Here is a 13101-nt window from a genome sequence, read left to right as displayed (position 1 = left end):
GGCACGTCAGACGGGAGGCTCGTGCGCGCGGACCGGCGGCACGGGCCCCTCGTGCCGTGCGAGCTGCACCGTCGTGTGCTGGCCGGTGCACCCCTGGGCCAGCGACGACGTGCCGCGGTCACGGGTCAGGACGTTCGGGTTGCCGTGCACGCAGAACGGGTGCTCGGCGGCGGGGTCGAGCGGAGCGAACCACGCGCCCGTCGGTAGCTGCACGACGCCCTCGCGGACGCCGTCGGTGACCGCGGCGGCGGCGAGGCAGGCGCCCCGGTCGTTGAACAGCGTCACGACGTCGCCGTCGGCGATGCCCCGGGCGGCCGCGTCGGCAGGGTGGATTCGCGCCACCTCCCGACCGTTCACCTTGTGCGCCGAGCTGTGTGCCCCGAAGTCGAGCTGCGAGTGCAGCCGGGTCGAGGGCTGGTTGGCCACCAGCCACAGCGGGTGCCGCGGGTCGGGGACCTCGGTGGGCGCCAGCCAAACCGGGTGGCCGGGAGCGTCCGCGTACCCGAAAGCGGCCACGGTCTCGGAGAACAGCTCGATCCGGCCCGACGGTGTCGGCAGCGGGTGGCCGACCGGGTCCGCCCGGAAGGCCCCGATGATCCCGCCGCGGTCCTCGACCTGCGGCAGCTCCAGCTCACCCGCGGCCCAGAACTCGTCGAACGACGGCGCGGGCAGGCCCTCGTCGGCCAGCCCCTTCGCGGTCCTCGCGTAGAGCCACTCCAACCAGGCGCGTGCGTCGCGGCCCTCGGTGAACGCGGGTCCCGCACCCAGCCGTTCGGCGAGCGCGGCGAAGATCGCGTAGTCGTCGCGGGCCTCACCGGGCGGGTCCACGAGCTGGTGCATCGCGGTCATGACCGGGTCGAACGCGCTCGCCCCGATGTCGTCGCGCTCGATCGTCCACGTCGCCGGGAGCACGACGTCGGCGTGCCGGGCGGTCGCCGTCCAGACCGGCTCGTGCACGACGAAGGTGTCGAGCCGCCGGACGGCTCGGCTTAGCCGTCCCAGGTCCTGGTGGTGGTGGAACGGGTTGCCACCCACCCAGTAGGCGAACCGCACGTGCGGGTACGTCGAGCGTCGCCCGTCCACGTCGTAGGGCTTGCCCGGGTGCAGCAGCATGTCCGCGACCCGCGCGACCGGGATCGAGAGGTCGATCCTGTTGCGGCCCTGCGGCACCGCGGCGATCGGCACGGCCACCCGGGTGCGCCCGTAGTGCCCGATGGAGCCCAGGCCGTAGCAGAATCCGCCGCCGGGCAGGCCGATCTGGCCGAGTGCGGCGGCCAGCGCCACCGCGGCCCATACCGGCTGTTCGCCGAACTCGGCGCGCTGCAACGACTGCGCGACGGTGACGAGGGTGCGCCCGCCCGCAGCGCGTCGGGCCAGCTCCCGGATCTCCCCGGCCGGCACCCCCGTGATCGCAGCAGCCCACCCGGCGTCCTTGTCCCACAGGTACTCCGCCAGCGAGTCCCAGCCCACGCTGTACCGCGCCAGGAAGTCGCGATCGTGCAGGTCCTCGGTGACCAGGGTGTGCAGCAGCCCGAGCATCAGCGCGGTGTCCGACCCGGGTGGTACCGACAACCAGCGGGCGCCGATCCCGTCGGGCAGGTCGGAGCGCAGCGGCCCGATGTTGACGAAGACGGCGCCGCGACGCGCGGCCGCGGTCATCGCCGCGCGTTCGACGTGCGCGCTGATCCCGCCGGCACCGACCGCACTGTTCTTCAGGTTCATCCCGCCGAACGCGAGGACCGTGTCGGTGTGCGTGGCGACCTGGTCCCAGGTCACCGTCCCCTTCGACACCAGCTCCGACGGCCCGAGCACGTGCCGCAGCACGACCTGGGCGGCCGCCCCGCTGTAGTCACCGACCGAGCGCACGTACCCGCCGACGGCCAGGTTCAGGAAGCGGTGCACCTGGCTCTGGGCGTGGTGGAATCGGCCGGCGCTGGCCCAGCCGTAGCTGCCGCCGTAGACCCCCTCCGGGCCGTGGGCGTCGCGGACCCGGGCGAGCTCGCCCGCCAGCCGGTCGAGCACCTCGTCCCAGCCGACCTCGACGAACCCGTCCCGGCCGCGCCGGTCGTCGGGACCCGGGCCGTCCTCCCACCAGCCCCGGCGGACCGTGGGACGGCGAACCCGGGCGGCATGGTCGACGGCCGCAGGCACGTTGCGCAGCAACGGGGACGGCTCGGGATCGGCCGCGCGGGGCGTGACCCGGAGCCCGGCGGCGGTGACCTCACCGAGGAACGAGCCCCAGTGCGTGCTGTGCGGCTGGGGCATCAGCCTGCCGCCGTTCCCCCTCCGCGCCGGCCGCGACAGCTCGCCACGGCGACGGGCCGGTGGGTCAGGGGCTGCGGGAGTGGGAACGGCACTGTCCGAGCCAACCCGACCCGGTGCCGAGCGTCCAACGACGATTTCGCATCACGACCGATCAGCGCACGTGATCGGTCGGGCGCCGCCGGACCAGGATCGTCAGGCCGGGACCAGAATCGTGCCCAGTACCCGGGCCGCGGCGTCGCGCAGGCGCGGGTCCGAGCCTGGCTTCGCACGCAGGTGCAGCGGCTCCGGCCGTACCGGGGGGAGGTCGTCGCGCCGTTCGAGGCCTTCCGGGACGCCGCCCGAACCGGCCAGGAGGACGACTCCGAGACCGGCGCGCGCGGCGTTGAGCACCCCGGCGAGATAGGCGGCCTCGCCGACCACCGTCGCTGACAACGCGTTGTCGGCCAATGTCTCCAGGGCGCGTCGCCGGATGGTGCACGGGCTGTCGATCACGAGGAGCGGGATGGGCGACCCCGGTGGGGGCCTGCGCCAGCCCGGAGCCGCATACCAGGTGAGTGGCAGGGAGCCCGCCGACACGCTGTCGGACCCCCGCACGTCGCCGATGTACATCGCGAGGTCGAGCGTGCCGCGCTCGATGGCGTCGTTGAGCCGGTCGCTGCGGTCGAGCCGGAAGCGGACCGCGGAGTCGGGGAAGACCTCGCTCACCGCGCCCGACACGAGACCGAGCAGCTCGTCGGCCGCGTGCTCGGTCGTCCCCAGCACGATCGACGCGCGCGTGTCGCCGACCCCGATGCGGCGCAACGCCTCGTCGTGCGCCGCGATGATCCGTCGGGCCTCACCGACGAGAGCCTCACCCTCCGGGGTGAACCGGCTGTGGCGGCCGACGCGCTCGACCAGCGGCCGGCCGACGGCCTTCTGCAGGCGTCGGACGTGCTGGCTGACCGCCGGTTGGGACAGGACGAGGTGCTCGGCGGCACGGTGGAAGCCCCCGCAGTCGGCCACGGCCACGAGGCTGCGCAGCGCGACGATGTCGAGAACGACGGTGGAGACGGCCATTCCGCGACGCTAACACCGACCGATCGCGTCTCGTGATCGATTGTGATGCGAATTCGTCGTTGGACAGCGGCCCGGGCCTCGGGTTGTCTCGTCGTATGCGGAGCACGGCACCCTCGAACGGCACCCGGCCGCTGCCGGCTGTCGAGGTGTCGCCGGGTGCACCGACTGGTCCACGCACCGGTCGCCGCGAGGATCATGAGGGGCTGACGCAGCGCCGGGTCATCGACCACGGCACCGTGCACTCCGCGATCTGTCGCCCCGCTGCCGCGTGACCGCCTGACCGGCCTGCGCGCGACCTTCCTCCCGACGTACGCCGACCGGCGCGCGTCCGTTCCCGTTCTCCCACCACGGGCGACCGTCGTGCCGCGCCGCCGCGCGTGCCGTGGTGGTCCGACCTGTCGAAAGAGGTTGATCCAAGTGACTGTCGCCGGAGCAGTACCGGTCGTCGCGTCGTGGCGCGAGCCCGACGGCATCGCGCCCCGCGGGACCGTCGTCGTGGTTCCCGGCCGCGGCGAGCACGCCGGAGTGTACGAGCGTTTCGGCCGTCGGGTCGCGGCCGACGGGTACCGGGTCTGGGCCGTCTCGGACCCGACCTTCGACGAGGAGCGGTCGACCGGGCAGATCCAGGCCCTGCTCGCAGCCGACCCATCGGGTGAGGTCGGGCCGCACCCTCGGGTACTGGTCGGCTCGGACTCGGGGGCGCTCTACGCCGCCGGTCTCGTCGCGGCAGGCGGCATCGGGACCGGTGTCGACGGAGTTGTTCTCGTCGGACTGCCGTCCCGTGACGACCCGCCGCTGGCCGTGAGCTGGGACGACGAGTTGGCGGCGCGGACCTCCTGCCCGGCGCACCAGGGCCGCCTCCGCAACGACGACGCCGTGCGCCGTGGGGCGCTCGCCGGGCGGGTCCCCGGCTCCTGGTTCGAACGGGCACAGAGCTCCTCGATCACGGTGCCCGTCCTGGGTCTGCACGGCGAGGCCGACGCGGTGAGCCCGTTCGCCGCCGCCGCGTCCTGGTACGCCGGGACGCCCACGGCCGAGCTGGTCGGGATCGCCGGCGGCCGCCACGACGTGCTCAACGACCAGACCCACCGCACCGCCGCGGCCACCGTGGTGCTGTTCCTCGAACGGCTGCGGCTCGGTACCGACGCGCCGGCGATCGCCCGCGGGGTGACGCTGCGATGACCGCATCCGTGGGGACCGCTGCGGCAGAGCGTCGCTACGTCGTGATCGGCGCCGGCGCGGTCGGTGCGACCCTGGCCGCCGAACTCCACACCGCCGGCATCGCGACCGTGCTCGTGGCGCGCGGGGCGCACCTCGATGCGCTGCGCGCGGGCGGGCTGCGCTACCTGCGCCCGGACGGCGAGCACGTCGTCGACGTCCCGGTCGCGGCTGGTCCGGCAGAGGTCGACCTGCGCGCCGGTGACGTCCTCGTGCTGGCCACCAAGGCGCAGGACGCCGAGTCGACGATCGCCGACTGGGCGTGGCGTCCGGTCAAGGGCGGGCTGTCGGCGGCCGAGTCGCTGCCGGTCCTCGTGCTGCAGAACGGCCTGGACACCGAGCTGGTGGCGTTGCGCCGCTTCGCCACCGTCTACGGCGCCGCCGTCTGGTCGCCCTCGACCTACCTCGTGCCCGGTGAGGTCGAGTCGCCCGCGGCGCCGGCCGTCGGGATCGTGTGGGTCGGCAGGTTCCCGGGAGGCCACGACGCCCGCCTCGCCCCGATCGCGGACGACCTGCGCGCGGCGCGGCACCTGGTCGAGGTCGTCGAGGACATCCCGCGGTGGAAGGCCGGGAAGTTGCTCGGGATCGTCGTCAACGCCCTGGACGCGCTGTACCGCCCGAGCCCGCTGCGCGACCGGGTCGCCGCGGCGCTGAGCGCCGAGGCGCGGGAGGTCTACGCCGCGGCCGGGCGGCTCGCCGCCGATCTCCCCGCCGACACGACGCTGGACCTGTCGCAGTTCGTCAGCCATCCCATCCCGGGCCGCCCGCCGGCAGGCCGCTCGACGTGGCAGAGCCTGCAGCGTGGCGCCTCGCTCGAGTCCGACTTCCTCAATGGCGAGATCGTGCTGCTCGCACGCCTGCATGGCGTCGACGCCCCGCACAACGCCGCCGCGCTCGCGCGCATCCGGCGCGCCGAACGGGAGGGCACCACGGCCGGCTCCCTCGGCGACGACGACCTGCGCGCGACCTTCCCGCGCCTCGACGTCCTCGTCGACGCCGCGGCGCTGGCCGCCGAGCTGGCGGGCCCACGCCCGCCCGTGCTCCTCGACGTCCGGTGGGCACTCGGCGACCCCCACGGTCGCGAGCACCACCGCGACGGGCACCTCCCCGGAGCGGTCTACGTCGACCTCGACACCGAGCTCGCCGCACCCGTCGGGGACCCGCTCGCGGGCCGTCACCCGTTGCCGGACATCGCGGACCTGCAGGACGCTGCTCGCCGCTGGGGGGTGAGCACAGGCCGGCCGGTCGTCGCCTACGACGCCACGGGCGGGCTCGCCGCCGGTCGTGCGTGGTGGCTGCTGCGCTGGGCCGGGCTGACCGACGTCCGGCTCCTCGACGGTGGGCTGGGGGCGTGGGTCGCCGCCGGGCTGCCCGTCGAGACCGGCGCCGTGCCCGAGCCCGGCACCGGCGATGTCGAGCTGAGCCCCGGCCACCTGCCCGTCCTCGACGCCGACGGCGCCGCCGACCTCGCCCGCAGCGGGCTGCTCCTGGACGCCCGCGCCGCCGAGCGCTACCGCGGCGAGACCGAGCCGATCGACCTGCGCGCCGGGCACGTCCCCGGCGCGGTCAGCGCCCCCACCGGCGACAACCTCGCACCCGACGGCCGGTTCCGCCCGGCCGCGGAACTGCGGGCACGGGTCGCGGAGCTGGGGGAGGGGCCGGTCGGCGTCTACTGCGGGTCCGGTGTCACCGCCGCCCACGAGATCGCCGCACTGGCGGCCGCAGGCATCCCGGCAGCGCTGTTCCCCGGCTCCTGGTCGGCATGGTCGTCCGACCCGGCACGACCCGTCGCGGTGGGCCCCGATCCGGACGGGAGCTGACGTGGCCGTCGAGTTCATCAGCGCCGTCCACACGACGCCGACCACCGAGGCCACCCCCGGCGGTCGCCGCCGCGGGTCCTTCGATCCCGAGTACACCCGCCGGTTCGTGCGCGCCCTCGACGACGGCGGCTTCGACTGGACCCTCGTGGCATACGGCTCGTCGTCGGTCGACGCGAACCAACTCGCCCAGTTCGTGCTCAACCACTCCGAGCGGATCGCGCCCATGGTGGCGCACCGGCCCGGTTTCGTCGCGCCGACCCAGGCCGCCAAGGTCTTCGCCACCCTGGACCGGATCGGCGGCGGGCGGATGGGCGTGCACATCATCTCCGGCGGCGACGACCAGGAGCAGCGACGCGAGGGCGACTACCTCGACAAGTCCGAGCGGTACGCCCGCTCCGAGGAGTTCGTCCGGATCCTGCGGCAGATCTGGGAGTCCGAGGGGCAGCCCGTCAGCCACGAGGGCCGGTACTACCGCTTCGAGGACTTCGCCACCGACATCCTGCCCGTGCAGGACGCGCTGCCGATCTCGGTCGGCGGCTCGTCCGAGCACGCCTACCGGATCGGCGGGCAGCTGGGCGACATCTTCGGGCTGTGGGGCGAGCCGCTCGCCGAGACCGCCCAGCAGATCGCCGCGGTCAACGCCCACGCCGACGCCGCCGGCCGGCCGCACCCGCGCATCTGGGTGTCGTTCCGGCCGATCGTCGCGGCCACCGACGAGCTGGCCTGGGAGAAGGCCCACGACGTCCTGGGGGCGGTGCGCGCCAACGGGTCCGTCAACGGGTGGCGGCCGCCGAACGTCGGGTCGCAGCGGCTGCGGGCCGTGGCCGCCCGCGGCGACCGGCACGACCGGGCGCTCTGGACCCCGCTCGTCGAGGCCACGGCGCAGCCGGGCAGCACCACCGCCCTCGTCGGCAGCTACGAGACCGTCGCGAAGGCGCTCCTGGACTACGTCGACATCGGCTGCGAGCTGCTGTCCATCCGTGGCTGGGACCCGCTCACCGACGCGATCGACTACGCCCGGCACATCGTGCCGTTGGTGCGCCAGGAGCTGGCGCACCGGGACGCGGGCAGCGTGCAGGAGATCGCGTGACGTCGCTGCTGCCCGCGGGATGGGCCACCGACCCGGCCGTCCTCGATGCCCGCCGGCTCGACCGGTCCGGGTTCGATCCCGGCGGACGCCCGCGCGCGGTCGTGTTCGCGGAGTCGGCTGACGAGGTCGCCGAGGTGCTGCGGATCGCGAACGCCGACGGGACACCGGTCGTCACGCGTGGCGCGGGGACCGGCCTGTCGGGCGGGGCGGTCGCGACCGACGGTTCGATCGTCCTCGACCTGTCCCGGATGAGCCGGATCGTCGAGATCTCCGCGACCGACGAGCTCGCGGTGGTCGAACCCGGCGTGATCACGTCGGACCTCGACCGGGCCGCCGGCCGCTACGGGCTGCGCTACGCCCCCGACCCGGCCAGCGTCGCGATCTCCACCATCGGCGGCAACATCGCCACGAACGCCGGCGGGCTGCGCTGCGCCAAGTACGGCGTCACCCGGGACTCGGTCCTCGGCCTCGACGTCGTGCTCGCCGACGGCAGGCGGGTCGGCACGGGTAGGCGCACCGTGAAGGGCGTCGCCGGGTACGACCTGACGGCGCTGTTCGTCGGCTCCGAGGGGACACTCGGGGTGATCGTGGGCGCGACCGTGAGGCTGCGCCCTGCTCCGGTGCGGACCGCGACCCTGGCCGCGTTCTTCCCCGACTTCGTCGCGGCGACCACCGCGGCGGCCGCCGTCACCGCGGCACGGCTGCAGCCCGCGATCGCCGAGCTGCTCGACCGGGTGTGCCTCGACGCGATCGACGACGCCGACGGCACTGCACTCCGGGCGCGGGGTGCGGCGTTCCTCCTCGTGCAGACCGACGGGCCGGGAGCTGACGTCGAGATGGACGCGGTCCGTGCCGTCGTCGAGCCGCTGTCCGGCGACGTCGAGGTCACCACCGACCCGGTGCGTGCCGAGGCGCTGCTGGCGACCCGGCGGGCGGCGCTGCCCGCACTGGAACGCCACGGCCGCGTCCTGATCGAGGACGTGGCGGTGCCTCGCTCCCGGATGGCCGACGCGGTGGCCGCGATCGAGAAGATCGGCGTCCGTTCCGGAATCCGGATCGCCACGATGGCCCACGCCGGGGACGGCAACCTCCACCCGATCCTGGTCCTCGACCACGGCCGCGCGTTCGACGAGGACGTCTGGACGGCCGCCGGCGAGGTCTTCACGGCCGCGCTCGACCTCGGCGGCACCCTCACCGGCGAGCACGGGGTCGGGCTGCTCAAACGCCGGTGGCTCGTCGACGAGCTCGGACCCGACGTCGTCGACCTGCAGCGCGAGCTCAAGGCGGTTTTCGACCCGAACGCGATCCTCAACCCCGGAAAGAAGGTCTGACCATGACCACGACCACTGACGCGCCTGCCCCCGCGGACTTCGCCGACGACGTCGCCAGGGAACGGGAGCGTCGCAAGGCAGCGCTCGCGGCGACGCTGCGGCTGTTCGCGAAGCTGGGGTACGAGTTCGGCTTCAACGGCCACCTCACCGTTCGTGACCCCGCCTCCGACGACCTGTTCTGGGTCAACCCGTGGAAGGTCCCGTTCGGCCGGGTCCGGGTCTCGGACCTGCTGCTCGTCTTCGCAGCCGACGACCCGGCGGGCCGGATCGTGCAGGGCGCCGCGGACGCTGCGGTGTCCCAGACGATCCACGACGAGGCGGACCTGCTGCTCTGAGGGCCGGTCAGGCCGGACCAGCGGCCCGTGCGGCGGAGGAGGCGATAGAGAAAGCCGCCGAGCCGGCCGTACTGCAGCTCGACCTGTGACACCGCCGGTCCCTCGACCACGGAGATCCCGGGCCCGACGCGCCGGTTGCGGGCCGAGCAGGTGACGTTGGTGGGTCCTTCGGGGTGGGCCCGTGCTCGGCCAGGTGAGCCACAAGGTCCACGTCCTCGATGAGCAGGCAGCTCGACTCGCCGGAATGTGCCGGCATCGACGGGGCCGCGCACCGTGTCGTCGCTGAGGCCGACAAGGTCGGCCGACTCCGCAATGCGAAATTGCGTCGTGGGGTGGTTGTCCTGATCCACGATGTCAACGCGCCGCCTCCGGCGGCGCGGGGCCGGCCACACCGGCCCCGGTCGGCTCACGCGCTCCCGCCTCGGCCCGCGCGCGACCGGCGGCGCCGGCCTGGTCGTCGCGCTCGTGACGGCACCCGTCGGCGTCTCCGGTGCCGTGTTCCTGCCACGAGCCGAACGGATCGGGGAGCTGCGCCCACGCTCGTTCTCCGGCCGCGAGCTCGTCGTCGGTGAGCAGCGCGGCGTGGAGGGCGGCGGACATCTCGGCGTGGTCCGCGGCGTAGGTCAGGACCGTGATGTCCTGGGATCGATCGCCGTAGTGCTCGTCCCAGCCCAGCGACGCCATCGCTGCTCGCTCGGGGGTGGCGTGTTCCCATGCCTCTTCGCCTGCGTCGGCGAGCCAGTGGCCCGCCCGCCCGAGGCGCAGGCCCCCGCCCGCCGACTCCAGCCACAGGACCTCGGCGGGACGGGTGGCCAGCCACACCCGGCCACGGGAGCGAACGACGCCGTCGAGCAGCAGGTCGACCGCGTCATGCAGGCGTTGCGGATGGAACGGCCGGCGGTCGGAGAAGGCGAACAGGGACACGCCGCAGTCGGTGTCCAGCGGTGGAGCACCCCGCAGTAGTGGGGCGTGCACGCCGTCGGGGCGACCACGGCGAGCCTCCGGTGCGACGACGGCGAGGCCGAGCACAGTGGGATCGAGGGCCGCGTCGGCCAGCCGCACCTGGCCGGCGGTCGGGGACAGCCGGGCGAGCACGGCGTTGGTGCGCGCCAACTCCCGCGCCGGCGCGGTGCCGCACCGGACGATCAGGTCGGCGAACTCGACCTGCGCCGTGGCGAGCTGCGCGATCGTGCGCTCGTCGTCGAACAGCTCGACGAGCCCGCGCTCGGCGACGGTCTCCTCGCCGGTGGCGTCGTCGAACCAGGTCGCCACGTCGACAACGGTGATGACCCCGAGCAGGTCCACGACATCGGTGACGGTCGTGGCGGCCGGCTCGTCACCGAGGAGGAGGTGGGCGAGGGCGAAACAGACCTGCTCGGGTTCGAGCACCGGATCCAGGTGCACAACGACGCGGCGGGCCTGGCCGGTCAGCTCGACGACCCGCGGCAGGAGATCGTCGCGCAGCGTGCAGGAGAGGCAGCCGTGCGCGAGCTCCACCTCCGTGGCCGTGTCCGAGGTCGCGTCGCGGATGCGGCGGAAGACACGTCCGTCGCCGAGGTGGCGCAGGTCGTGGTGGACGACGACGGTTCCGGGCTCGGCGAGCATCAGCTGCGCGATCTGCTCGGTGCCGTCGGGTGTCAGGCCGGCGAGCACGACCAGGTCGGTCGTGGGTTCGGGGCCGGTCGGTCGGCGGGGATCGAGTGGCACGGCGCTCCTCGAAGGCTGACGAGTGGCGGACGGGTGCTACCTTAGATGAAAATGAATGTCATGTGACTTTGGAGGGTGTGCGAGTGATGAGGAACCAGCTGCGCCCGATCGTGAGGGTGCGGTCGACCGCGGGGACCGGGACGACGTACGTGACGCGCAAGAACCGGCGCAACGACCCCGACCGGATGGTGCTGCGCAAGTACGACCCGAAGATCCGCGCGCACGTCGAGTTCCGCGAAGAGCGTTGAGATGCCGACATCAGCACGAGGTCCGCGCGTCCTGCGAACGGCGCGGCGCACGGCCGACCCCCTGCACACCTGCGGGCTCGATGTACGCGAGACGCGGTCGGTCGGAAGGACCCTCCGAGGAGGGACGGTCTGAGGCCACCACCGCGAAGATCGCCCGCAAACAACCACCGCCGCGGCGCGTGGCCGGTCGGCTCGAGAGCGCATGTCCCGGGACGAGCGCTTCGACGCGCCGCATCCCCTCGGAGGAATGCTCATTGACGAGACCCAACGCACGACGTGGAGCGGGCCCCGCCGCACCTGTCGGCGGACGACCCCTCGCTCAGTACGTCCGGTGACCGAATGGGACGGCTACGTCGCCATCGCGGCGACCGGTTCCGGCTTGGCGCCGGAGTTCTACAGCCGTCTGCGCGAGGCCGTCCGGCACAGTGCCGGTGGTGTCCTGGTCCGGCTGCAGGAGCCCTCGGGTCGGCCGGGCGCCCCGGTCATCGGGGTGCAGCCCATGCGCCGTCGCGACGGTGCGGTCGGCCCGACGCTGTGGCTCGGCCCACTCCGCCAGGAGCGCGAGCGGGAGTCGCTGTTGCGGTGGCTGACCACGGGCGGCCCCGCCGCCACCGCGCTCCCGACGGCGCTGCACGGGCGGATACTCCTCGCGCCTCCAGTTCTCGCGGTACCGAGACAGACTATGAACTGAGCTACGTCTCCGGTCGTCTGACTGGCCTTCCACGGCTCTGTGGGGAGCAGTGAGGAGCGGCCAGGACCGCGGCCAGCTGTTCGCGGTTCGGACTCCGCCGACGAGCCTGCCACGGCGGCGATGAACGCATCCGCCGCGCCGTGAGCCTCCTCGCTCTCGGGCGCGCCGGCCTGCTCGCCGACGGCGTGGATGAACGTCGCGTACCGGATCACCGGCTTCCTGAGGTGATGACATCGGCAGAAGTACCGATCCGCGGGCGCCGCGGCCCGGGATGGGCATGTCTGCCGATACCGCTGCGTCTGCGCCTGGGGTCGGATGGATCAGCGTCCGGCGTCGCCCTGCGTCGATGCTCACGGCGGCCCGGAGGGCCGACGGCGACAAGGAGGCAACGTGAACGTGCTGGTCGGCGTTCAGGAGTTCGCCGGTGCGGATGCTCGGGCAGGTGCGCGTGCGTCGTCCTCCTGAGCCGGGTTCGTCGGGGAGAGGTGGCCCGCATGGCCGCGGTACTTCCGTGGCGAGCGCCGCCGGCGCGATGGGAGGGCCGGAGCGCCGGATCATCTCCTGGCGTCGCCTGGCGGTGTCGCTCGCCGCGGGCACCGCGGCTGCAGTCGTCGTGGCCCTGCTCGGCCCGGCTCAGCTGGCGATCCTCGTCGGCTGGGCCGTTGCCGCCTCGGTCGTACTGGTGTGGGTCTGCCGCATCTGCTGGCCGCAGGACCAGCGGGGCACCAAGCGCCTGGCGGAGGAAGAAGGACGGTCCCACGTCACGGACACGGCGGTTCTCGTCGCGGCCGTTGCCAGCCTGGTCGCGGTTCTCGAAGCCGTCGCCAGCGCCGGCCGGCACGACGCCGTGGCCGTGGCCGTCGTCGTCCTCGCAGTGGTCGACGCGATCCTGTCCTGGGTGTTGATGAACACGGTCTTCGCCCTCAAGTACGCGAGGCTCTTCTTCGCGGGCAAGGACGGCGGCATCGAGTTCCACCAGGACGAGCCGCCGGTCTACGCCGATTTTGCCTACGTGGCGTTCACCGTCGGCATGACGTTCGCCGTTTCCGAGACCCGATTGGCGACGACGCAGATGCGCAAGGTAGGTCTGGGGCACGCGCTCCTGTCCTACCTGTTCGGCACCGTGGTGATCGCTGTCGCCGTCAGCCTGCTGACCAACCTGTGACCGTGCGCCGGAAGTAGGCATCCGGCTGCAACCGCCCCGCTCGCGACCGGACCGACCGTCGTGAAGCCGAACGCCGTCGCGGCGGCCGACCGGAGGAGAGAGCATGCGTGCAGAGGATCCGGCAGGAGCGGAGGCCGCCGTGTACCGCGCCGTTGCCGAGCGGGAGGTGGCGTGG

The 13101-nt window shown here is 73.5% G+C and carries 11 protein-coding genes; 8 read left to right on the top strand and 3 right to left on the bottom strand.

Annotated elements, in window-relative coordinates; translation table 11 throughout:
• Window positions 1–6 precede the first annotated feature (6 nt).
• Entirely contained in the window at window positions 7–2265 is a 2259-nt protein-coding gene (locus tag PSD17_RS00735; RefSeq protein ID WP_339120932.1) for a molybdopterin-dependent oxidoreductase, read from the bottom strand.
• Between the two features lie 192 nt (window positions 2266–2457).
• Window positions 2458–3321: a LysR family transcriptional regulator gene (locus PSD17_RS00730; RefSeq protein ID WP_339120931.1), complete on the bottom strand. Its 864-nt coding sequence runs from the start codon at window positions 3319–3321 to the stop codon at window positions 2458–2460.
• Between the two features lie 417 nt (window positions 3322–3738).
• Between PSD17_RS00730 and PSD17_RS00725 the strand changes: the two genes are divergently transcribed.
• The 5 genes from PSD17_RS00725 to PSD17_RS00705 are packed head-to-tail and all read left to right on the top strand — an operon-like array spanning window position 3739 to window position 9115.
• Complete coding sequence (locus tag PSD17_RS00725; protein ID WP_013674342.1) at window positions 3739–4503, top strand: alpha/beta hydrolase; 765 nt, start codon at window positions 3739–3741, stop codon at window positions 4501–4503.
• The gene (locus PSD17_RS00720; RefSeq protein ID WP_339120929.1) at window positions 4500–6359 is read left to right on the top strand and encodes a rhodanese-like domain-containing protein; all 1860 of its coding nucleotides are present in this window, start codon (window positions 4500–4502) and stop codon (window positions 6357–6359) included. Before PSD17_RS00725 ends, PSD17_RS00720 begins: the two co-directional genes overlap by 4 nt.
• A 1-nt stretch (window position 6360) precedes the next feature.
• Window positions 6361–7449, top strand: coding sequence for an LLM class flavin-dependent oxidoreductase (locus PSD17_RS00715; protein WP_013674344.1), 1089 nt, complete (start codon window positions 6361–6363; stop codon window positions 7447–7449).
• Window positions 7446–8780, top strand: a complete 1335-nt coding sequence (locus PSD17_RS00710) for an FAD-binding oxidoreductase (protein ID WP_013674345.1) — start codon at window positions 7446–7448, stop codon at window positions 8778–8780. Before PSD17_RS00715 ends, PSD17_RS00710 begins: the two co-directional genes overlap by 4 nt.
• Window positions 8781–8782: 2 nt before the next feature.
• The gene (locus tag PSD17_RS00705) at window positions 8783–9115 is read left to right on the top strand and encodes a class II aldolase/adducin family protein (protein WP_339120928.1); all 333 of its coding nucleotides are present in this window, start codon (window positions 8783–8785) and stop codon (window positions 9113–9115) included.
• 354 nt (window positions 9116–9469) lie between these two features.
• Here PSD17_RS00705 and mrf read toward each other — a convergent pair whose 3' ends face one another.
• The gene (gene mrf, locus PSD17_RS00700; protein WP_339120926.1) at window positions 9470–10822 is read right to left on the bottom strand and encodes a ribosome hibernation factor-recruiting GTPase MRF; all 1353 of its coding nucleotides are present in this window, start codon (window positions 10820–10822) and stop codon (window positions 9470–9472) included.
• An 83-nt stretch (window positions 10823–10905) separates the two neighbouring features.
• Here mrf and rpmG point away from each other — a divergent pair, with 83 nt between their 5' ends.
• From rpmG to PSD17_RS00685, 3 genes are all read left to right on the top strand, one after another.
• Complete coding sequence (rpmG, locus tag PSD17_RS00695) at window positions 10906–11070, top strand: 50S ribosomal protein L33 (protein ID WP_041759520.1); 165 nt, start codon at window positions 10906–10908, stop codon at window positions 11068–11070.
• Window positions 11071–11401: 331 nt separating this feature from the next.
• The gene (locus tag PSD17_RS00690) at window positions 11402–11761 is read left to right on the top strand and encodes a hypothetical protein (RefSeq protein WP_339120925.1); all 360 of its coding nucleotides are present in this window, start codon (window positions 11402–11404) and stop codon (window positions 11759–11761) included.
• 511 nt (window positions 11762–12272) lie between these two features.
• Window positions 12273–12926, top strand: coding sequence for a DUF1345 domain-containing protein (locus tag PSD17_RS00685; RefSeq protein ID WP_339120924.1), 654 nt, complete (start codon window positions 12273–12275; stop codon window positions 12924–12926).
• The last annotated feature ends 175 nt before the right edge of the window (window positions 12927–13101 follow it).

It is taken from the genome of Pseudonocardia sp. D17, assembly GCF_036984265.1.
Taxonomy (GTDB): domain Bacteria; phylum Actinomycetota; class Actinomycetes; order Mycobacteriales; family Pseudonocardiaceae; genus Pseudonocardia; species Pseudonocardia benzenivorans.
This window is presented reverse-complemented; position numbering and strand designations above follow the sequence as displayed.